General features: G+C 41.0%; 23 protein-coding genes and 2 pseudogenes. 15 read left to right on the plus strand and 10 right to left on the minus strand.

Annotated elements, in window-relative coordinates:
* Positions 1–36: 36 nt before the first annotated feature.
* The 3 genes from V7O67_RS01340 (at position 37) to V7O67_RS01350 (ending at position 1,990) form a co-directional block, all read left to right on the plus strand.
* Positions 37–690 carry a class I SAM-dependent methyltransferase gene (locus V7O67_RS01340; RefSeq protein ID WP_342303814.1) on the plus strand — a complete coding sequence of 218 codons (654 nt, stop codon included), beginning with the start codon at positions 37–39 and terminating at the stop codon, positions 688–690.
* Positions 691–962: 272 nt separating this feature from the next.
* Positions 963–1,697, plus strand: a complete 735-nt coding sequence (locus V7O67_RS01345) for a SagB/ThcOx family dehydrogenase (protein WP_342303813.1) — start codon at positions 963–965, stop codon at positions 1,695–1,697.
* Positions 1,694–1,990 carry a helix-hairpin-helix domain-containing protein gene (locus V7O67_RS01350; RefSeq protein ID WP_342303812.1) on the plus strand — a complete coding sequence of 99 codons (297 nt, stop codon included), beginning with the start codon at positions 1,694–1,696 and terminating at the stop codon, positions 1,988–1,990. Before V7O67_RS01345 ends, V7O67_RS01350 begins: the two co-directional genes overlap by 4 nt.
* A 3-nt stretch (positions 1,991–1,993) precedes the next feature.
* Here the strand turns inward: V7O67_RS01350 and V7O67_RS01355 are convergent, their stop codons facing one another.
* Positions 1,994–2,923: a ribose 1,5-bisphosphate isomerase gene (locus V7O67_RS01355; protein ID WP_406670616.1), complete on the minus strand. Its 930-nt coding sequence runs from the start codon at positions 2,921–2,923 to the stop codon at positions 1,994–1,996.
* Between the two features lie 116 nt (positions 2,924–3,039).
* On the opposite strand from V7O67_RS01355, the gene V7O67_RS01360 reads away from it, so the two are divergent.
* Positions 3,040–4,065, plus strand: a complete 1,026-nt coding sequence (locus tag V7O67_RS01360; RefSeq protein WP_342303810.1) for a Fic family protein — start codon at positions 3,040–3,042, stop codon at positions 4,063–4,065.
* A 29-nt stretch (positions 4,066–4,094) separates the two neighbouring features.
* On the opposite strand, the gene V7O67_RS01365 is transcribed toward V7O67_RS01360, so the two are convergent.
* Genes V7O67_RS01365 through V7O67_RS01375 form a run of 3 tightly spaced genes read right to left on the minus strand, consistent with a single transcriptional unit; the run spans position 4,095 to position 5,113 of the window.
* On the minus strand, positions 4,095–4,502 hold the full coding sequence (locus V7O67_RS01365) for an HI0074 family nucleotidyltransferase substrate-binding subunit (RefSeq protein WP_342303809.1): 408 nt from the start codon (positions 4,500–4,502) through the stop codon (positions 4,095–4,097).
* A complete protein-coding gene (locus V7O67_RS01370; protein ID WP_342303808.1) occupies positions 4,475–4,801 on the minus strand; it encodes a nucleotidyltransferase domain-containing protein in 327 nt (108 codons plus the stop codon). The genes V7O67_RS01365 and V7O67_RS01370 overlap by 28 nt, the downstream gene beginning before the upstream one ends.
* A gap of 27 nt (positions 4,802–4,828) precedes the next feature.
* Positions 4,829–5,113, minus strand: coding sequence for a nucleotidyltransferase family protein (locus tag V7O67_RS01375; protein WP_342303807.1), 285 nt, complete (start codon positions 5,111–5,113; stop codon positions 4,829–4,831).
* A gap of 178 nt (positions 5,114–5,291) precedes the next feature.
* Between V7O67_RS01375 and V7O67_RS01380 the strand changes: the two genes are divergently transcribed.
* Both V7O67_RS01380 and V7O67_RS01385 read left to right on the plus strand, forming a co-directional pair.
* Positions 5,292–5,723: a DUF61 family protein gene (locus V7O67_RS01380; protein WP_342303806.1), complete on the plus strand. Its 432-nt coding sequence runs from the start codon at positions 5,292–5,294 to the stop codon at positions 5,721–5,723.
* Between the two features lie 93 nt (positions 5,724–5,816).
* Complete coding sequence (locus tag V7O67_RS01385; protein ID WP_406655927.1) at positions 5,817–7,184, plus strand: NAD-dependent succinate-semialdehyde dehydrogenase; 1,368 nt, start codon at positions 5,817–5,819, stop codon at positions 7,182–7,184.
* 35 nt (positions 7,185–7,219) lie between these two features.
* Here the strand turns inward: V7O67_RS01385 and V7O67_RS01390 are convergent, their stop codons facing one another.
* From V7O67_RS01390 to V7O67_RS01400, 3 genes and pseudogenes are all read right to left on the minus strand, one after another.
* A complete protein-coding gene (locus V7O67_RS01390; protein WP_406671406.1) occupies positions 7,220–7,369 on the minus strand; it encodes a hypothetical protein in 150 nt (49 codons plus the stop codon).
* An 80-nt stretch (positions 7,370–7,449) separates the two neighbouring features.
* Entirely contained in the window at positions 7,450–7,605 is a 156-nt protein-coding gene (locus V7O67_RS01395; protein ID WP_342306543.1) for a hypothetical protein, read from the minus strand.
* Positions 7,606–7,711: 106 nt separating this feature from the next.
* Positions 7,712–7,936: pseudogene (locus V7O67_RS01400) on the minus strand (DUF3795 domain-containing protein); the annotation flags it as partial.
* A gap of 247 nt (positions 7,937–8,183) precedes the next feature.
* Here V7O67_RS01400 and V7O67_RS01405 point away from each other — a divergent pair.
* The 4 genes and pseudogenes from V7O67_RS01405 to V7O67_RS01420 all read left to right on the plus strand — a co-directional run bounded on the left by V7O67_RS01405 (position 8,184) and on the right by V7O67_RS01420 (position 13,896).
* A complete protein-coding gene (locus tag V7O67_RS01405; protein ID WP_342303665.1) occupies positions 8,184–9,128 on the plus strand; it encodes an IS5 family transposase in 945 nt (314 codons plus the stop codon).
* Positions 9,129–9,335: 207 nt separating this feature from the next.
* Positions 9,336–10,797, plus strand: a pseudogene (gene tnpC, locus V7O67_RS01410) (IS66 family transposase).
* Positions 10,798–10,879: 82 nt separating this feature from the next.
* A complete protein-coding gene (locus V7O67_RS01415) occupies positions 10,880–12,244 on the plus strand; it encodes an NAD-dependent succinate-semialdehyde dehydrogenase (protein WP_342306441.1) in 1,365 nt (454 codons plus the stop codon).
* A 2-nt stretch (positions 12,245–12,246) separates the two neighbouring features.
* Positions 12,247–13,896, plus strand: coding sequence for an acetolactate synthase large subunit (locus V7O67_RS01420; RefSeq protein ID WP_342303804.1), 1,650 nt, complete (start codon positions 12,247–12,249; stop codon positions 13,894–13,896).
* Here the strand turns inward: V7O67_RS01420 and V7O67_RS01425 are convergent.
* Positions 13,893–14,192, minus strand: coding sequence for a DUF427 domain-containing protein (locus V7O67_RS01425; RefSeq protein ID WP_342303803.1), 300 nt, complete (start codon positions 14,190–14,192; stop codon positions 13,893–13,895). The genes V7O67_RS01420 and V7O67_RS01425 overlap by 4 nt on opposite strands.
* A gap of 183 nt (positions 14,193–14,375) precedes the next feature.
* On the opposite strand from V7O67_RS01425, the gene V7O67_RS01430 reads away from it, so the two are divergent.
* From V7O67_RS01430 to V7O67_RS01450, 5 genes are all read left to right on the plus strand, one after another.
* On the plus strand, positions 14,376–15,287 hold the full coding sequence (locus V7O67_RS01430) for a glycine betaine ABC transporter substrate-binding protein (protein ID WP_342303802.1): 912 nt from the start codon (positions 14,376–14,378) through the stop codon (positions 15,285–15,287).
* Between the two features lie 60 nt (positions 15,288–15,347).
* Positions 15,348–16,475 carry a betaine/proline/choline family ABC transporter ATP-binding protein gene (locus V7O67_RS01435; protein WP_342303801.1) on the plus strand — a complete coding sequence of 376 codons (1,128 nt, stop codon included), beginning with the start codon at positions 15,348–15,350 and terminating at the stop codon, positions 16,473–16,475.
* A gap of 10 nt (positions 16,476–16,485) precedes the next feature.
* On the plus strand, positions 16,486–17,127 hold the full coding sequence (locus V7O67_RS01440; RefSeq protein WP_342303800.1) for an ABC transporter permease: 642 nt from the start codon (positions 16,486–16,488) through the stop codon (positions 17,125–17,127).
* Entirely contained in the window at positions 17,121–17,735 is a 615-nt protein-coding gene (locus tag V7O67_RS01445; RefSeq protein ID WP_342303799.1) for an ABC transporter permease, read from the plus strand. The genes V7O67_RS01440 and V7O67_RS01445 overlap by 7 nt, the downstream gene beginning before the upstream one ends.
* 61 nt (positions 17,736–17,796) lie before the next feature.
* Complete coding sequence (locus V7O67_RS01450) at positions 17,797–18,651, plus strand: class I SAM-dependent methyltransferase (RefSeq protein ID WP_406670620.1); 855 nt, start codon at positions 17,797–17,799, stop codon at positions 18,649–18,651.
* On the opposite strand, the gene V7O67_RS01455 is transcribed toward V7O67_RS01450, so the two are convergent.
* Complete coding sequence (locus V7O67_RS01455; protein ID WP_342303797.1) at positions 18,629–19,258, minus strand: type 1 glutamine amidotransferase family protein; 630 nt, start codon at positions 19,256–19,258, stop codon at positions 18,629–18,631. The genes V7O67_RS01450 and V7O67_RS01455 overlap by 23 nt on opposite strands.
* Positions 19,259–19,344: 86 nt before the next feature.
* Positions 19,345–19,791, minus strand: coding sequence for an isoprenylcysteine carboxylmethyltransferase family protein (locus V7O67_RS01460; protein ID WP_342303796.1), 447 nt, complete (start codon positions 19,789–19,791; stop codon positions 19,345–19,347).
* Positions 19,792–19,816 lie beyond the last annotated feature (25 nt).

Raw genomic sequence — 19,816 nt, forward strand, 5'->3', positions numbered from 1 at the left:
CATATCCTATCCACATAATAGTGGCAGGTAACCTGAATGAGAACATATTTCGATCAGCACGCAAATGAATACGATGCCTGGTACGATAAAAACATGGCAGTATTCGATTCGGAACTTTCTGCCATCGTAAAAATACTTGCTAATATGCAACCGAATCTCAGAGGAATCGAGATAGGTGTAGGAACCGGAAGGTTTGCCAGCAAGTTGCATCTCGGCTATGGATTGGACCCATCAACTGGAATGCTTCAACTGGCACGTCAGAGGAATATCAAATGCGTTGAGGCAGTGGCTGAAAAACTACCATTCAAGGATGAAACTTTCGATATGATCCTGATGGTCACAGTGATTTGTTTTTTGGATGATGTTCAGCAAGCGTTCAACGAAGCAGCAAGAATACTCAGAAATTCTGGTGTGGTCGTAATCGGAATGATAGACCGGAATAGCCATCTTGGAAAAGCTTACGATGAGAAGGAAAAGAGCAGGACTTCTCACAAGACTATGAACTTCAGGACAGTGGATGAAACGCTTACATTCCTTCATGAAGCAGGGCTCAGTGAGTACGGCGTCTGCCAGACGCTTTTCAAGCCTTTGGAAGAGATTACGATTGCAGAACCGGCAATATGGAGTCATGGTGAAGGTGGATTTGTGGTGATAAGTGCAGGCAAGAACCTGAAGAAAAATGATGAATGATGAAAATGATGAATGATAAAACTCATAGTAACTATTCAGCCTGATAAAAACACTATCAATAGCAATCTTGACAAAAAGTTGAGACCTACATTTTATTAGGATCATTAATTTTGATTGTTGCCATTGATTGCTTTTTTGATTCTTAGGTTGTTAGTGAGCAAACATCTCCGTTTTGATTAAATCAGTATCAATAGGCTAATTGTGGTAGGCTGAATAGTTACAACTCATAAATAATTTCAATGCTGCAACGAATATACGTGTGGGGGTAATAAATGAAGGAAATTGGCAAAGATTTCATGGAAAAGACACAGTATAGATATCTTGACAGATCAGACCAGGCAATGGGGTATCCTCAGCCACCTCTGGAACTGGGAGCAAAGGATAACAACAGGATCATAGACCTCCCCAAACCAAAAGATATACAGGTAAATGAGATCGGCCTGAGACAGGCCATAGAAAACAGAACAAGTGTCAGAAATTACAGCTCTGAGCCACTTTTGATTGAAGAACTTTCATACCTGCTCTGGTGCACACAGGGAGTCAAGGAAGTTGTCCGGGATGTTGTCAGTTTCAGGACAGTTCCTTCAGCCGGAGCAAGACACGCCCTGGAGACCTATATTCTTGTAAATAATGTTCACGGAGTGGAAAATGGTCTGTACAGATTCCTCCCCATTGAACATAAACTTGTGGAAATTGATATGGGAAAGGACATCGCAGATAAGATAATGCGGGGATGTCTTGATCAGGCATTCGTTAAGACCAGTGCTGTTACATTCATTTGGACAGCCGTACCCTACAGGATGGAATGGAGATACGGGCAGAGGGGATACAGGTATCTGCATCTGGACGCAGGACATGCCTGCCAGAACCTCTACCTAAGCGCAGAGTCAGTGGGCTGTGGAGTTTGTGCTATTGCAGCATTCCTTGACGAGGAAATTAATCCTGCACTTGGACTTGATGGAGAAAATGAGTTCGTCATATATGTTGCAACCGTGGGTAAAAAATGAAAAACTCTGAAAAAGAAAAAGGATTGGAAGAAATAATGCAGATGCCAGGATTTGGGAGGAAATCGGCTGAACAACTATGGGAACTGGGGATACACTCGATCGCACAGCTCAAAGGTAAAGATCCCGAGTTAATGTACCTTGAATTAATTGAACTGAGAGGCAAACACGTAGATAGATGTGTATTATATGGTTTCAGGGAAGCGGTCTATTATGCATCCCATAAAAACCACGACCCGCAACTGCTCAAATGGTGGAACTGGTCCGATAAGAATATGGAAAAAAGAAAGGATTGAACATTAACTCTCATTTTCAACAATTTCAATCCCCAGGTATTCTTTTATTATCATATAGGCCATAGCCGGAGGGAAGGCTCCGGCCTCGGTGACCATAAGATCGATGTATTCGGCAGGTGTAACATCGAATGCCGGATTACTGACCTTTACATTCGGAAGCTCTGTCAATATCTCAGGATCAATGACTTCCTCACTTGCACGGTCTTCTATCTCGACTATTTCCCCGAGTAGGGTTCTGGGACTGAACTTGTAGGTTTCAGCCGCCACAATCACATTTTTACGGGCTTCCTGTGCCGCCAGTGCAAGCTGAGAGGTACCTATCTTGTTTATGAGGGCACCGTTGACAGAAATAGAATCCGCACCAACTACCACAAGATCTACTTTCTTCATGGTAAGCCTGACAGCAGAATCCACAATCAGTGTAGTGGGAATTCCATAATCATTCAGTTCACGAATTGTAATGAAACCCTGCCTTCTTGGACGTGATTCCGTAGCTACCACCGAGATATCCTTGCCCTGATCAAAAGCAGTCTTGATAATAGAGAGGGCAGCATGGGAATTACAATGGGTCATAATCACATCTCCATCATGAATTCTCTGGGCACCGATCCTGCCGATCTTGTCCAGTGCTTCCTCTGCATTCTTGATGAAACTCTCCGAGTTCTTTACAATTTCATCGATAGCATCATAGACATTTGTAGCACTATGTCTTTTTGTCAGGGTAACAGCATTGGGAAGAGAAACAGCCGTAGGCCGGGTGTCCACAAGTGTTTTTGAAGCTTTCTCGATTTTTGCATTGAACTCATCTATGTTCAGTGAACTGAGGGTTCTTGCATAATCCCTGAGTGCAGCTGAAGCTGCAACAGCTATCCTTCCCGCGCCACGGATCTCCATTGTGCATATCTTTTCCGCTATGTTTTGTAGATCATCCATGACTATAAGTTGGACTTAAAGAATTTATATCTAGCCTGTCAATTAATATCAAAAAGCTTTGACCGGAACAAATAATAAATAATCGGGGCATTGGCCTTCTGGAGAATACCTGAAATATGTACCAGCCGGATTTTTACTATAATGACAGAATGGTACGCCTGCTTGCAAGGACACAGGCAGCCAGGGAGATAATTCTCAATACCCACGTACCTCCCGCATGGGAAAGAAGACTGCAGATCAACAACCTTTTCAGGCTCGCCTATCATGCAACCAGCCTTGATGAAAATGGACTATCCATAAGACAGGTTACAAAACTCGTAAACGGACAGGATATATTCGGGGATGAAACGGATAAGAAACAGGTCCTTAATTTTCTGGAACTGAATGAGTATCTTCAGAGCCTTGAAAACGAGGAAATATCCGAGGATATGATACTCACACTTCATAAAATTGCTATGAAAGGAATTGGTCCGGAAGATGAGATTGGTCGTTACCGAACAACTATAGCTAAAGGATTTATGGAACCTGAAAGAGTGAGATATTGTGTTAGGGACTTGATCGATTGGATCTACAGTGACGAAGCTGCCGAAATGTTACCTGCACTAAAGGCCGGGATAGTTCACTATGAACTTTATCGCATGCATCCTTTTGAAAAAGCGAGTGGGACTATTGCCAGAAGCATATCTGCCTATATTCTGGGAAAAAACTTCAAAGAAGCAAAGAAATTGTTCACCATTGAGGAGTTCTTCAACCAGAGAAAAAAAGACTATTTTGAGAGCCTTGAAGGCAGCAATGGAAAAGAACCTGACATCAATGAATGGCTGGAGTACTATCTCTACGCTCTTGCATTAAAGGTCTCAAGGGTTGAAAATGCCGTGCTGAACATAAGCCGTGACCACGGGAATGTAGGAAAATATCTTCAGATAGGATTAAAAGACAGACAGATCAAAGGAATAAAATTTGCACGTGAGATGGGAAAGATCACGAATCAGGAATACCAGAAACTTTGCGATCTGGGAGTTTCAACATCAAAACGGGACCTTCATGAACTTGTTAAGAAAAAGATCTTTGTACAGGTGGGAAAAACAGGACGTGGAACTTATTATAAACTCAGGTACGACCACCTGGATGAGTTGATCTGATAAAAGGATAGCAAGCGGAAATCATGGAATTAATCCAGTCCTGAATCCTTGATAATATTCGTGTATATCCTGTTCATCAAACTGTAATATCCTGAAAGTTCCTTGTATATCTCCTCTGCCACATCTTCATGATATGTGTGAGTTGTCATGTTCCTGTCATCGGTCATGTACAACGACTGCATACTCTCATTCTCATTTAGGAGATGCATTTTGAAAGCTTCACGGAAGCACGATTTCGGAGAATTGCACACGATACCCTCTCTTTCAATAAGATACTCCTTGACGAGTTTCCATATCGCCTCAAATGTGTACTCAAATCGCTGGATTGCAGCATCCCTGATTATGACAGAGTATGACTCATCCATGATCTCCTGCAGGGTACCCAGAGCTCTTTTTGCAACTCTTGCTTTCATTTGCAGTTTATTCTGTCTTTCCATACTTCACCCTCATCAAGCACTTTCTGTCTGAAGTCTTCGGAAACGATGGACAGGTCCACCAGATCCACTGTATAGGGAATGTTCATTTCCTCTAAATCTGCTCTTAAGACAGTTATCTTTTTTCTATCACACTTGCCAGATGGCAGAATGCCAATATCTATATCCGACGTGTAGTGAGCATTTCCCCTTGCCCTTGAACCGAAAAGAATTATCCTTACATCCTCATTTTCAAAAACTTCAAGAACTGCTGTCTTTACTTTTTGAATGGATGCTTCAAAAACAGAAGATGAATTGTTCATTGACAAGACCTGCCAAACTCATAATCCTTAGGCATAAACAGCTTCCCTCATGATGTAATTCTTCAATCTGGGTTTAATAGCTGTTTCAATGACCAAATCAACATCTCTTCCAAAAAGCTCTTCAAGATAGAATTTTAATTCCATGAAATTATCAAATGTTTTTTTGCCTTCAGCAAACTCTACAAGCACGTCTACATCACTCTTATCCAGTGATTCACCTCTGGCAAATGATCCAAAAAGACCTATTCTCTTAACACCAAACCATCCTTTGATAACGTTTTCATGCTGCTTCAAAAGCTTAAGAGGATCCATAGTAAATACTGGTCCACAAAGTTTAAATCGTTAACCCCAAAAAAATGAGAATGAGGTATCAATCAAATAAAATACCAAATTACACGGTGCCTGATATGTAAGTCTTTTTAGAGAAAACAACATACAAAAATGTAGAAAAACGAGATAGTATCTTTATCCTCACACAAGAAGTGCGAATATGTCAGGAAGACATCCAATTGCCGATGACTCAATCCTCACTCGATGGATGAGACTGGAAATAGGAAAAATAAATGATGGCATTGTTTCAGAGCGCAAAACCCTTGTCCAGCTTCTAACAGAAGAAAGACCAGAGTCCAGAACGAAAACAGGAAAAGAACACATTTTTGACACAGCTGTGCTGCTAAATCTCAGCGAAAAACTGCCTCCAGACCTGCATGAAAAGCTAAAGCTGCCCATGATTTTCTTTTCGGATATAAAGGTTCCTGACAGTTGTTATCTCAATGATCCTCTGGCTCTTGAAGCATTACAGATACTTGGAGAACTCAGTAATATGCGCCGCATGCAACAGGGAAAACTATGGGTTGAGAAGTCCATTGCTTATACTATCATGAAAAAGCATCCTACTGTTGTACAGATTGCTATGAGATAATTAAATATTAGAGAACAACTCTCACTTTTAAACGCAATCAATAATAGCAAATATGGGACAGTTCAATTATATCATTGATTTCGAGGATTTATCATGAATACTATTTCATCCGTCAACCCTGCAACAGGAAAAATGATCGGCGAAGTGGAAATGCACTCTGATGAGCAGGTCAGCCGGACGCTCAAAAGGTCCGCTGATACGTTCAGGGAATGGAAAAGCACCGATGTTTCCGAGCGGAATGAACTTCTGCACAAGTTCGCCGATCTTTTACGTGAAAATAAGCAGCAATATGGAAAACTCATCACAGCTGAAATGGGAAAAGTCATCAAACAGGCTGTTCCAGAGGTCACCAAATGTGCTGACATGTTCGATTATTTTGCTGACAAATCGGAAAGAATGCTTGAACCCGAGCCTGCGAAAGAAAACTCATGTGACTCCATGATACATTACGAACCTATGGGCACCGTACTTGCCATAAAACCCTGGAACTTCCCGTTCTGGCAGGTGCTAAGTGCAGCAGCCCATGTGCTGGCAGGTGGGAATGTCATGCTGCTCAAGCATTCCAGCTATGTGCCCATGTGCGCACTGGAAATTGAAAACATCTTTGTTGAGGCAGGATTTCCAGAAGGTGTCTTCCAGACACTGCTCATAGATGGGGAAACAGCATCCTCACTCATCTCAAGAAATGAAATCAAGGCCGTATCCTTCACAGGTGGATATGATGCCGGCCAGAAGGTTGCCGAAATTGCTGCTCGTAACATGAAGAAGTTTGTGCTGGAACTCGGAGGCAGTGACCCTTTCATTATTCTTGATGACGCAAATGTTGGGATGGCTGCAAAGGTCGGAGTTGCGAGTCGTTTCATCAATACCGGACAAACCTGCATAGCTGCCAAGCGTTTCATTGTTGCGGAAGACGTGGCAGAGGAATTTACAGAAATGTTTGTTGAAGAGACACAAAACCTGAAAGTCGGTGACCCTATGGACCCTGAAACGGATATCGGGCCGATGGTAAGGGAAGAACAGGTTAAGATACTGGAAAAGCAGGTCAGTGATGCAATATCAAAGGGTGCAAAAGTTCTCATTCCCGGTGGAAGAATGGAAAATGAGGGTTATATGTATTCCCCAACAGTTCTGGGAGATGTTAGCAGGGATATGAAGGTTATGAGGGAAGAGACATTCGGACCCCTCGCACCGATAATTACCGTGAAGGATGAGAGCGAAGCTATTGAAGTTGCAAATGATTCCGAATTCGGGCTGGGTGCCAGCGTATGGAGTCAGGACAGAAATCAAGCCATGAGAATTGCATCTGAACTTGAGACAGGCATGGTTGGAATCAATGCCTTCTGCAAACCTGAAGCCTGCCTTCCATTTGGAGGAGTAAAGAAAAGTGGCATAGGCAGGGAACTTTCATGGCATGGGTTCTATGAATTCATGAACATTAAGTCAATAAAGATGATGTGATAATTGCCATCATGATTCCTGCCCTGATAGCAGGATCATATTTCTTTTTCCATCGTATAATTCACCAGTATCTGCCCGTTTCTGAGGATATGGTTTTCATTCAAAATGCAAAAACCCATTTTCTTAAAAAAAGGCACTGCCAGCTTTGAAGCTTCAACACTCATCTTCCGAATCGACTTTTTTATGGCAACTTTTTTGAATAAATTTTAATGTTTATGTATTGTGTGTTCAATTTATTTATTTATTTATTTATTTATTTATTTATTTATTTATTTATTTTGCCACTGCAAACATCAACCCTGAGACTTTTCAGGAAATAGTTTGAATTGTTTATTTTGCTGCTCACCACAACTATAACAGCAGCCTTTATGGACACAAATAGTACTACCACATTTGGAACACGTCCACTTTGTTCTCTCATTTTCTAAAAAAGCTGTGAGACCAAGTTTTTGAATGTTTTCAAGGTTTTCGATCATACTCATATTGTATTTCGTTCGATACCTTTTATCCAGATGTTTCAGTTTATCACATGGAAAATCAGTGCATTCAAAACAAAAGAGTGCATCGCCTTTTTGAAAGGTTGTGCAGTTTTTGATTTTACATTTCGTGCGGGTAACAGGTTTATTAAGGTCTGATGCCCGGCACCCATGACATTTGTTTCTTTCTCGCAGATATGCCATACAAATGCTACAATTCATGCCACATGGAGCAATAAGCAATGTTTTGTTAGAATTTGCCATAGCATATAACATATTATTTTTATTTTTCAAAGCTGTTCCGATAAGCAAAAATCTTTTTGGAAAAATCTTAAATCAATTATATATCACATCAACTATTAAATATAAGAAGGGAGTGAAAAATCCCATCTTTATTATAAAGTAACTATTCAGCCTGACTGTTTTAATGATGCAAAAAACAATATAGAGGATTTCGATAAACTACCATCAATACTCATACAATTTAATAAAATTTAAATAATAGCAAAGCAAATTTACTATTATGGATTCTTTTACTGATTTTGCCTTAAATGAAGAATATAAGCGTCTCCAATCTGTCGGAGATAAGCTTGCTGAAATTGAATATTTAGTAGATTGGAAGCCTTTTCGCCCTATTCTGGAGTCAATGTACATAAACAGAACAGCTTCAGGCGGACGGCCTGAAGCTGATGTTATTGTAATGTTCAAGATGCTTGTTCTGCAACAATGGCATGGTCTTTCTGATGCTGAGCTTGAAAAGCAGTGTATTGACAGGATATCCTTTAGGAAATTCCTGGGATTTCCTGAATATGTACCAGACAGTACAACTGTCTGGTCATTCAGGAAGAGAATTATCGACAATGGTAAAGAAAAAGCGGTGTGGGATGAAATGCAGAATCAGCTTGATGCTCTTGGTTTGAAGATTAAAAAAGGAATGATCCAGGATGCAACTTTTATTCACTCAGATCCAGGACATGCAAAAGCAGATGTACTCAGAGGAAAAGATGCGAAAACAAGAAGAAGCAAAGATGGAACCTGGACTAAGAAAAATGGTAAATCTCACTTTGGATACAAACTTCATACAATTATTGATAAGGATTATGAACTAATCAGAAGATTTGAGACAACAACTGCATCACTTCACGATTCACAGGTTGATCTGTCTGAAAAGGGTGAAGTGGTGTATAGAGATAAAGGATATTTTGGAGCAATAGCAAAAGGTTTTGCAGCAACAATGCAACGAGCTGTAAGAGGACATCCTTTAGGAATAATGGATATCCTCAGAAATGAAAGAATAAGTGTGAAAAGAGTCCCTTGCGAAAGAGTGTATGCAGTGACAAAAGAAATATTTAAAACCAGAAAGGTTCTTGTTACAACTGTAGAAAGAGTGAATGCAAAAATGTTGATGACAGCTTTTTGTTTTAATCTGCATCAATTGAGGACACTAAAAACCAAAGGAGTAATTTAGGATAGCGGGAGCTATACTAAAAATAAGGATTAATGAAGAGAAATTAAACAAAATGATAAAAAATGAGAGGATATAATTGAGTTTGAATACTTTAATGATCTAAAATGAGGGAATATCGAAATCCTCTATACTATGGCTTCATTCTATGTGTTAAAAAATATTCAGTAAAATATCATAAAAAACGTCTATCAATCTGAGGGGATTTGTATAGACCGCGAAGAAATACTTGCAGTTTATGAAGCTGGTCCAGAAGCAGTAGTAGAACTTGTAACTCGATTACTTGGGATAATTGAACATCAATCTCTCCAAATTGCACAACTTGAAGAGCGTGTCAGGCATTTGGAAGAAATGCTTGAAAAGAATAGTCGCAACAGTAGCAAACCACCTTCTACTGATTCTTATGCACGGAATAAACCAACCGTTAAAAGTCAAAGAAAAAAGACCAATAAGCATGTAGGTGGTCAAAACGGTCATCCTGGTACTACATTAAGAATAAATGATGATCCGGATGAAGTTATTGTTCATCCTGTTAATCAATGCGTCAATTGTGGGAGATCGTTAGCTTCTGTTCCCTCTGACTATGAAAGAAGACAGGTCTTTGACATTCCTCCTATAACTATCAATTGCATTGAACATCGTTGCGAGATTAAAACATGTCCCAAATGTTCTCATGTAAACAAAGCTCTTTTTCCAGATGGTGTAACTCAGCCGACTCAATACGGTCATCGAGTTAAGTCATTTGCAGTTTATTTGCACACTTACCAATTACTTCCTTATCAGCGTGTTACCAAGTTGTTCTCTGATATTTTGGGATGCAAGATAAGTCCTGCTACTTTGGTGAACACGGAACGTAGTTGTTTTGAGAAGCTTGGAGCTTTTGAAAATACAGTGAAACATCTCCTGAAAGAATCTCCTGAAAGAATCTCCTGTCATCAATCTGGATGAAACAGGAATGAGAATAAATGCAGTTCGTAATTGGCTTCATGTGGCAGGTACAGACAAACTGACCTATTATTTTGCACATCGCAAAAGGGGCTCAGAAGCAATGGATGCTATGGGCATATTACCAGGTTACACTGGTGTTGCAACACATGATTTTTGGAAACCGTACAACAAATATGAATGTCAACATTCATTATGTAATGCACATTTATTACGAGAGTTAACTGGAGCTTCCGAAAACAGGGATCAACAGTGGCCAAAGATAATGAGTGATCTCTTGATATGCATTAAACATCATGTTGATAATGATCTTTTAGATACTGAGCTAATTCAAAGGTTCAGTGAGGATTATGATCACATAACTTGTTTAGGAGTGAATGAAAATCCTCCTGATCCGGAATCAAATGTGCGGTCTAAAAAACGAGGACGTAAGAAGCAGACCACGGTAAAGAATTTGCTGGATAGGTTTATTGGCCATAAAGAGGATATCTTGCGATTTATGTACGACCAAAACGTTCCGTTTGATAACAATCAGGCTGAAAGAGATATCAGAATGACGAAAGTACAGCAGAAGATATCAGGTACTTTCCGCAGTGAACAGGGTGCAAAAAATTTCTGCCGTATAAGAGGATACGTGTCTACTGTTAATAAGAATTCTGAATCTGTTATCGATGCAATTAGTGCAATATTTTATGGCAATTCATTTGTTCCAAAGTTGCAGAATTGATCGTGGATGAAGAAATCAGCTTGGTGGAAGTGAGCTAGGCTGAATAGTTACATTATAAATAACTAAAGGGGAATTACAATTGGTGAAAATAAGTTCTGTTAATCCTGCAACCGGGGAATTGAATGGAGAATTCAATCTCTATTCTCAGCAAGTGGTCGATCAAAAGATAGAGGACTCAAGAAAAGCATTAGCTGAATGGAAAAAAGAACTTATTGTTGAAAGAACATTTTCCATTGAATGTGTAGCTGAAGTTCTGAGAAACAGGGAACAGGAACTTGCAGAGATAATCACAAAGGAAATGGGTAAGCCAATCAAAGAATCTCTTGCAGAAATAGAGAAATGTGCCTGGACATGCGATTATTTTGCAGAGAATGCAGATCAGTTCCTTGCAGCAGAATTTGTGGAAACTGATGCTGAAACATCTGGCTTTGTCTATGAACCTGCTGGTGTTGTTCTGAGCATCATGCCATGGAACTTTCCTTTCTGGCAGGCATTAAGGTTTGGAATACCTGCTCTTGCAGGTGGAAATACAGTACTGTTAAAACATGCAAGCAATGTGCCTATGTGTGCCCTTGAAATTGAGAAGATCTTTATCGAAGCAGGATTACCTGAAGGAGTTTATCAGACCCTACTGGTAGATGGACCTACAGCATCCTCACTGATATCAAGAGACGAAATAAATGCTGTTACTTTCACCGGCAGCCGTCCTGCAGGAGAAAAGGTTGCAGAAGCCGCAGGTAGGAATATAAAAAAGTTCGTTCTTGAGCTTGGAGGCAGCGACCCTTTGATTGTGCTGGAAGATGCAGATATCGAAAAAGTGGCAAAAGCAGCAGTTTCAGCTAGATTCCAGAACTGTGGACAAAGCTGTATTGCAGCCAAACGTTTACTAGTTGACGAGACGATCGCAGAAAACTTCACAGACCTGTTCACAGACAACACAAGCAATCTCAATGTAGGAGACCCAATGGATCCGAAGACCGATATGGGACCCATGGTAAGCGAAAAGCAAAGGGAATTTTTGAGCCATCAGGTATCAGAAACCCTGAAAATGGGAGCTAACGTACTGCTCGAAGGTGGGTCCAAAAATGGAGAAGGATCATTCTACCTGCCAACAGTCCTCGATAATATAAACAAAGATGCTCCTGTTGTCCGGGATGAGACTTTCGGACCTGTAGCCCCTATTATTACTTTTAAGAATGAGGAAGAAGCTATTGAAATAGCTAACAGCACGGAATTCGGACTTGGTGCAAGTATCTGGAGCAGGGAAACTGAGAAAGCCATGAGAATGACAAGGCATATAGAAGCCGGTCTTATCACTGTCAATAATATTGTAGGCTCAGATCCACGACTGCCATTTGGGGGTATGAAAAAAAGCGGTGTCGGAAGAGAATTATACCGTGTTGGAATGCTGGAGTTTATGACTGTTAAATCCATGAAGGTGTATTAAGAATGAAAGGTAGCGACCTCTTTGTGAAATGTCTTGAAAATGAGGGTGTTGAATATATATTCGGTGTGCCAGGTGAAGAGACAATTGACCTCACAGAATCCCTCAGGAAATCCAAGATCAAATTCATCCCTACAAGACACGAGCAGAGTGCCGCTTTTATGGCAGATGTCTATGGAAGACTTACACACCGACCAGGTGTATGCCTTGCAACACTGGGACCAGGTGCCACAAACCTGATCACAGGCGTTGCCGATGCACAACTTGACAGGGCACCCCTTGTGGCTATCACAGGCCAGTCAGCACTTGAGAAAACCCATAAGGAATCACATCAATATATCGACATTGTGACTGCTTTCAAACAGTTCACGACATGGAATTCAAAGGTTACAAGACCTAGTTTTATCCCTGAGATAATTCGCAAGGCCTTTGATATTGCTTCAGACCGTCCGGGAGCTACACACATAGAGCTTCCTGAAGATGTGGCTAAGGAAGAAACAACAAAAGAACCAATTTCAAAAAAGGCATATACACACATCAGTATTCATGATGAAAGAGAACTCAAGAAAGCTGCTGGCATGATTAAAGAGAGCTCAATGCCTGTTATTCTTGCAGGAAACGGTATCTTTAGGGGAGACGCTTCCACTGAATTGAGAAAACTTGTTGAATTCACTGGCCTGCCGGTCGTAACCACGTTCATGGGCAAGGGTGCATTGCCTGCTGATGATGAGCACTATCTTGGTTCAATGGGTATTAAAGACCATGATCACATTATGTGTGGGTTTGAAATGGCTGACCTTGTTATCTGTATAGGATACGACTATGTGGAATACAGTCCTAAATTCTGGAACCCTGATAACTCAAAGAAAATAATCCACATTCATATCGACCACCCGGAGATAGATGAAAGCTACATTCCGGACATTATGCTTATCGGCAATATAAGGCAGGCACTTTTCAATATGAGACAGCAATGCGATTTCAAAAGAGAGATGCCTGATAGATTTTCTAACGTTCGCTCAAGGATGAAAGCAGAAATTGAGGATTACAGAGAGAATCTGTCGTTCCCCATGAAACCACAGAAGATAATCTATGATGTGAGAGAATCTCTTGAAAGGAGTGACCTGCTCATAAGTGATGTAGGTGCTCATAAATTATGGGTTGGACGGCTTTTTCCTGCATACGAACCAAATACTGTCTTTATATCCAATGGACTTGCAACAATGGGATTTGCACTTCCCGGTGCCATTGCAGCAAGTATGATAAAACCTGATAAGAAAGTTGTTGCCATTGCAGGAGATGGTGGTTTCCTAATGAACCTCCAGGATCTTGAAACAGCTGTCAGACTTGGGTGTAATTTCGTTGTTGTCATTTTCAATGACTCAAAATACGGACTTATCGAATGGCATGAGAAGAAGACTTTCGACCAGACCATGGGTATTGACTTTACAAATCCCGACTTTGTTATGCTGGCTCATAGCTTCGGTGCAAAAGGTGTGAAGATCGAAAGAGCAGAAGACTTAAAGCCAAAGCTAATTGAAGCACTTAACACCGGTGGTGTCTGGCTGCTCGATGTACCGGTGGATTACTCGGAAAACATCAAGCTGACTGAAAAATTGAAAAGCAGTTTCTGTGAAGTCGGAAATGAGGGTTAATCCCTCACTTCTACATCTTTCCAGAATGCAACGTAGTTGCTGAAGTCCTTGCCTACCTTTTCGGATGAACCCTCTTTTGGCTCAGGATAGTACCATGCAGCATCTGTGTTGACCTTTCCATCAACGACAACGTCATAATAATTTGAAACTCCTTTCCAGGGGCATGTTGTATGATAGTCACTTTTTTTGAAGTATTCCATATTCACCGAATCCGGTGGAAAATAATGGTTACCTTCAATCATTATCGTTTCACTGCTCTGCGCAAGAATAGTTTTGTTCCATGTAGCTTTTGCCATAATGACCACTCCTAAAATACCAATATGTAATTCATTTCATATAGTTTAAAAAATTAGTGTTCAGACTCTTAGCCAACTTCCTTCAAAATACATACATTTATAAAAAGTGGACTTAATCTGTATTAAAGGGAAGTCGTTGTCGAAATACAGTTAGAACAAAAAGCGATTTCGGGGTGTTGAATTATGAGAAAGACTATTTTAATATTGTTAGTTGTAATTATGGCTTTGTTTGCCAGTGGATGCACTGAGGAGCCTGCTGATACTGAAGAAATGAAAGAAACTGTTGTAATAGGATCTAAACTATTCCAGGAGTCCTATATTCTGGCACATATGACAGCTCTTGTTCTTGAAGATGCTGGGTATGATACCGATGTCAAACAGGGACTTGGCGGCACATTTGTCAATTATGAAGCATTGAAAGCCGGTCAGATACATGTATATGCTGAATATACAGGTACTGCTTACAGTCAAATACTCAACCTGAGCCAGCTTGATGACTGGGACAGGCAGGTAGTTTACGACGCAACAGAAACTGGTCTGATGGAACAGGACGGAGTGATTGTAATCAGCAACCTTGGATTCGAGGATGCGTATGCCATTGCAGTAAAAGAGGACTGGGCTGCAGAAAATAATGTCACGAAGATAAGTGACCTTGAACCATATGCTGCAGAACTGACAATTGGAACTGACCCTGAATTTGCGACCCGTGAGGATGGTCTTCCACGCATAAATGATGTATACGGCATTGATTTCATGGATTACAAGCAGGCAGTTGCTACCGTAATGTATGAAGCTATCAAGAGTGATGAGGTAGAAGTCATTTCTGCTTACACAACTGATACAAGGAACGAAGTTTTCGAACTCAGGGTCCTTCAGGATGATAAAAATGCACTGCCACCTTACGATGCTATCCTTATAGTAACGGAGCAGTTCGCAGAGGAAAATCCTGAAGCTGTTGCTGCAATGCAGAAACTCGACGGTGCAATTGACACCGATGCAATGAGACAATTGAACTACCAGTTCGATATTGAACAGAAGGAACCACGAGATATCGCATATCAGTTCCTTGTCGATGAAGGACTGATAGGAGAATAAGGGAAATCTAATTCTCCCTTACTATTTTTTGAAATACAGCATAATTCCCAGGGAGCAGATATGCAAACTGAAAGGCTATTTGACCGAATCGATTCGATCCAGTTCAAGGGAATCACAAAAAAATACGGATCAGGATTTGCAGTAAAAGATCTTGACCTGGAAATACATGGTGGAGAACTGTTGATTCTTATCGGACCCAGCGGTTCAGGAAAAACTACCACGCTGAGAATGATGAACAGGATGATAGAACAGGATTTTGGAAGTGTCACCATCAATGGTCTTGACACGCGGGAAACAGATCCGGTTCGTCTGCGCCGTAATATGGGATATGTTATCCAGAATATAGGCCTTTTCCCTCACATGACTATTGGGGAAAATATAGGCCTTGTCCCAAAACTTGAAGGCTGGGATAAGAACAGAATAGAAGAACGAGTACGAGAACTGCTGGATTTCGTATCTCTTCCACCTGAAATGTTTATGAACAGGTATCCAAGACAATTGAGTGGAGGACAGCAACAAAGAATCGGACTTGCAAGGGCCATGGTGATGGACCCACCTCTGTTCCTGATGGACGAACCTTTTGGTGCACTGGATCCGATATTGCGCAAACAACTCCAAAAAGAGTTTCTTAAGGTCAAAAACGAAATCAACCGGACAATTGTATTTGTGACCCATGACATTGAAGAAGCACTAATACTCGGTGACAGGATAGCTATAATGGACCAGGCAAAACTTGTGCAGGTAGGTCCCCCTGAAGAACTCATTTTTAATCCTGTAAACGATCTTGTTGCAGATATTGTTGATACCCAGCGTAAATTCAAACATATGGATACTCTTAACGTTAAAGATCTGATGTCTCCATTTGAAGATAAATATGCCTTTGAAGGAAAAATGGAAGCATGTGATGCCGTTGAGGAGATGACAAATAAAGATATCGAAAATGCGTTCATATTTGATGGGGATGAACTCCTGGGACAGGTCACAATGATGGACCTTATGAAATGCAGGACTCAATCTCAGAAACTGGCTGATATAGCAAAACCCATGAAAACTTTCCAGCCGCTGGATTCTGTTGCACTTGCACTTTCCGAAATTAAGAAAAGTGGAGAACACCTTGCGATCGTCATGGATTCAAAACATCCTATTGGTATCCTTGTATCTGACGAGGTATTGCTAAAACTTATCTGAAGGAAACCTTATGTCAACATTACAGATCATAGCGAATGTCTGGGATAAGCACCTTATGACAATGCGTACCATTGAGCATTTGCAGATGTTCAGTATAGCTCTACTGCTGTCCATAGTAATAGGCGTTACCGTTGGTGTTTTCATATATATGAGACCTAAGACTGCAAATACCGTACTTAATTTCCTTAACATTGTGGAGACAATACCGGATCTTGCACTCATTGTACTGCTTCTTCCAATACTCAAACTTGGTGCCGGTCCAACCATCGCAGCATGCGTGCTCTATTCGATACTTCCAATTGCAAGGAACACTTACACGGGGCTAAAAGGTGTGGATGAGCAATACACCTACGTTGCTCATGCTATAGGTCTTTCTCCACGCGAAGCATTGTTTAAAGTGAGAATCCCTATGTCACTGCCACTAATAGCAGGTGGTATCAGAATAGCACTTGTATTCTGCATGGGTGTTGTGACTCTTGGAGGACTGGTTGCTGCAGGAGGACTTGGAACAGTACTGCAGAACGGGATCCAGCTCTACCAGAAAGATGTGATCCTCATTGCAGGATTGTGGACAGGATTACTTGCAGTTTTTCTTGACGGTTTTGCAGGCATTGTTGAGAAAAAACTCCATGAGAGGTATGGAACATGGTAATCCTTGAAACGGTACTTGAGGCGACCTGGGAACACATTGTCCTGGTATATACTACACTATTTGTGAGTATAGCCGTTTCAATACCACTTGCCTTTGCAGCACTTTACAGTAAGAAACTGGAATTTGCCGTGATGAAATTTGCAAATCTGGTACAAGCGGTTCCCAGCTTTGCCGTTGTAGCAATTATGGTTCCATTCCTTGGAATTGGTTTCACCCCTGCTGTGGTTGCTATAATGCTGCGTGCACTGCTTCCAATTATCAAAAATACTTACATCGGTCTGAGCAATGTCGACCCTGCACTAATAGATTATGCGGAAGGTATCGGACTGAGTCAGTGGCAAATTAACATGCACATAAGACTTCCAAATGCATATCCGGCAATGTTTGCAGGAATTAAATTTGCCGGTATCCTTGCGAACAGTATTGCAGTATTAACAGCTTTTATCGGAAGTGGTGGGCTGGGAGAAATAATATTCCAGGGTCTCATTGGTTACAACACCCGCACCCTCCTGGCAGGTGCTATACCTGCGATTATGCTTGCGATACTAATTGATCTTTCTTTCACAATACTTGAGAAAAAGGTCACTCCTGGATATATGAAAGAATAAAAAAGGCATACACCAATCCTTTTAATCCTTCGTTGCGTTAGAGCAAAAACGGACTGAAAAAATGAGCCTTAAGGATGAACTGAAAGGGATTATACCTGAAAAGGAACTCGAACAGCTACCAAATCGCTTTGATATTATCGGTGATATCGCCGTAGTATCAATTCCCGGAAGTATGGGCAATTACAAGCAGGACATAGCTTCAGCTATCATGGAAAGGATGAAGAACATAAGAATGGTACTCAACAAAATCTCAAAACTTGAAGGTGACAGAAGGATTGCCGAATTTGAGATCATTGTGGGTAACAGCACCGAAACTATTCACAGGGAATTCGGCTTTTCTTACAGGATTGATCTTCAAAAATCTTTTTTCAACGGACGGCTTGCATTTGAGAGAAAGCGGATTGCTTCTCTGGTGAAGCCCGGAGAAAATGTACTTGTTCCTTTTTCGGGAGTAGGTCCCTTCGCAATTCCCTCTGCAGCAGCAGGGGCAAGGGTAGTTGCAGTGGAAATGAACGGCGAAGCATGCAAATCTTTCGTACGCAACTGCAAACTCAATAAGGTCGAAGAAAACATCCACATAATCAATGCTGATGCAACCCGCCTCCCCAACATGATCAAAAAACGATTTGACAGGGCTATCATTCCCACTCCTTATGGGATGGATCATTTTCTGGAAACAATTTCTGGACTCGTGAAAGCTGGCGGACATTTACATTTTTACACTTTCAAGGTCAAAGAACAGATACCGGAGCTTGTCGAAGTTTATGAAAATATGGGATTCGAGACCGAATTCTATCGAAGATGTGGTAATGTAGCACCCGGAGTCAGCAGATGGGTGTTTGATCTGAGAAAAAAAGGTTTGATAGTTTTTCAAAAAATAGCCATAATATATCTCAATCCTCCAGCGACCCCATAAGTGAATAGAAATGCTGTGCTTCGTGTGTAACATACAACTGATACCATGCTTCGAGAGTTTGGGCTGAGAACACGCCGAGCTCTCTGAGAACTTCACGCGCAAACTCCAGAGGAGCAACACCTGATGCGGTTATCAGATCATCATCATGAACCACAGATTCATGGCGATAGAACTTATCTCCGGCGTAAGTGGGACAGACTGCTTTCAGATATCCCAAATCATTGCTGGTGTGAGGACGGTTGTCCAGCAGCCCTGCCTTGGCAAGGCCCATTGTTGCACCACAAATGGCACCCACAAGAACACCCGCATTCAGGAACTCCTTTACTCTATCCAGCACAGGAGCATGGGTATCTTCCAGCCAGGTATTACCACCAGATAGAATCAATACTCCTGCATCATCAGTTGTGCATCTTTCAAGGCTCATATCTGGTGTAATACGTACTCCTCCCATGGTGACAACAGGTTCTTTTGTGATACCAACTGTCCTGACAGTGTATTTTGTAGCATCCTTTTGGAAGTAGCGACCCGTATTCATTTCAGCTATCAGGAAGCTTGGCTCCCAGTCGGCCATGGTGTTAAAGACATAAAGATAAGCTATCTTGGTCATGGTTATTTTCCAGATTGGTGAAGTATATTGGCTTTGATGAAATATATTATGTTATTGAGTAATGTTTAGGATAATGATTAAAATAATCAAATCCAGCGCCTTACATTTCTTTTGTAGACAAGGTATTGTTCACCGAAAATCTCTTCCATATTTCTTTCTTCCACGGAAATGAACAATTTTTCCATCAGGAATACAAAGATTACCAACGACATGAGACTAATTACCGACCCCAACAACAATGATACTCCAAGCAATATGGAAGTCATTCCGAGATACATGGGATGTCGACTGATTCGAAAAGGACCAGATACAATGAATGAAGAAGGCTTTTCAAACGGTTTTACAGTTGTGCTATTGTTTTTGAAGGCACTGTCAGTCCACAGGTTCAATACAATACCAAAAATAACAGGAACGATACCTGAATATGAGTATGGTGGACGAATGAAAGTCCAGGACGAAAATAAAAAATGTGATGTTATGGCCAAGAGCAATAACAAAAAGAAATAGCCGGGTGGCAATATCCTCTGTTTCATTTGCCTATTACTCCCCTACTAGTTG

It is taken from the genome of Methanolobus sp. ZRKC4, assembly GCF_045291305.1.
Taxonomy (GTDB): domain Archaea; phylum Halobacteriota; class Methanosarcinia; order Methanosarcinales; family Methanosarcinaceae; genus Methanolobus.

Excerpts from the sequence above, each read along its gene's own strand:
- V7O67_RS01360 (WP_342303810.1), top strand. The coding sequence starts at position 3,040 with ATGTACCAGCCGGATTTTTACTATAATGACAGAATGGTACGCCTGCTT.
- V7O67_RS01380 (WP_342303806.1), top strand. The coding sequence starts at position 5,292 with ATGTCAGGAAGACATCCAATTGCCGATGACTCAATCCTCACTCGATGG.
- V7O67_RS01460 (WP_342303796.1), bottom strand. The coding sequence starts at position 19,791 with ATGAAACAGAGGATATTGCCACCCGGCTATTTCTTTTTGTTATTGCTC.
- V7O67_RS01395 (WP_342306543.1), bottom strand. The coding sequence starts at position 7,605 with ATGAGAGAACAAAGTGGACGTGTTCCAAATGTGGTAGTACTATTTGTG.
- V7O67_RS01365 (WP_342303809.1), bottom strand. The coding sequence starts at position 4,502 with ATGGAAAGACAGAATAAACTGCAAATGAAAGCAAGAGTTGCAAAAAGA.
- V7O67_RS01445 (WP_342303799.1), top strand. The coding sequence starts at position 17,121 with ATGGTAATCCTTGAAACGGTACTTGAGGCGACCTGGGAACACATTGTC.
- V7O67_RS01435 (WP_342303801.1), top strand. The coding sequence starts at position 15,348 with ATGCAAACTGAAAGGCTATTTGACCGAATCGATTCGATCCAGTTCAAG.
- V7O67_RS01425 (WP_342303803.1), bottom strand. The coding sequence starts at position 14,192 with ATGGCAAAAGCTACATGGAACAAAACTATTCTTGCGCAGAGCAGTGAA.
- V7O67_RS01375 (WP_342303807.1), bottom strand. The coding sequence starts at position 5,113 with ATGGATCCTCTTAAGCTTTTGAAGCAGCATGAAAACGTTATCAAAGGA.
- V7O67_RS01420 (WP_342303804.1), top strand. The coding sequence starts at position 12,247 with ATGAAAGGTAGCGACCTCTTTGTGAAATGTCTTGAAAATGAGGGTGTT.
- V7O67_RS01345 (WP_342303813.1), top strand. The coding sequence starts at position 963 with ATGAAGGAAATTGGCAAAGATTTCATGGAAAAGACACAGTATAGATAT.
- V7O67_RS01455 (WP_342303797.1), bottom strand. The coding sequence starts at position 19,258 with ATGACCAAGATAGCTTATCTTTATGTCTTTAACACCATGGCCGACTGG.
- V7O67_RS01385 (WP_406655927.1), top strand. The coding sequence starts at position 5,817 with ATGAATACTATTTCATCCGTCAACCCTGCAACAGGAAAAATGATCGGC.
- V7O67_RS01350 (WP_342303812.1), top strand. The coding sequence starts at position 1,694 with ATGAAAAACTCTGAAAAAGAAAAAGGATTGGAAGAAATAATGCAGATG.
- V7O67_RS01340 (WP_342303814.1), top strand. The coding sequence starts at position 37 with ATGAGAACATATTTCGATCAGCACGCAAATGAATACGATGCCTGGTAC.
- V7O67_RS01430 (WP_342303802.1), top strand. The coding sequence starts at position 14,376 with ATGAGAAAGACTATTTTAATATTGTTAGTTGTAATTATGGCTTTGTTT.
- V7O67_RS01355 (WP_406670616.1), bottom strand. The coding sequence starts at position 2,923 with ATGGATGATCTACAAAACATAGCGGAAAAGATATGCACAATGGAGATC.
- V7O67_RS01440 (WP_342303800.1), top strand. The coding sequence starts at position 16,486 with ATGTCAACATTACAGATCATAGCGAATGTCTGGGATAAGCACCTTATG.
- V7O67_RS01405 (WP_342303665.1), top strand. The coding sequence starts at position 8,184 with ATGGATTCTTTTACTGATTTTGCCTTAAATGAAGAATATAAGCGTCTC.
- V7O67_RS01450 (WP_406670620.1), top strand. The coding sequence starts at position 17,797 with ATGAGCCTTAAGGATGAACTGAAAGGGATTATACCTGAAAAGGAACTC.
- V7O67_RS01370 (WP_342303808.1), bottom strand. The coding sequence starts at position 4,801 with ATGAACAATTCATCTTCTGTTTTTGAAGCATCCATTCAAAAAGTAAAG.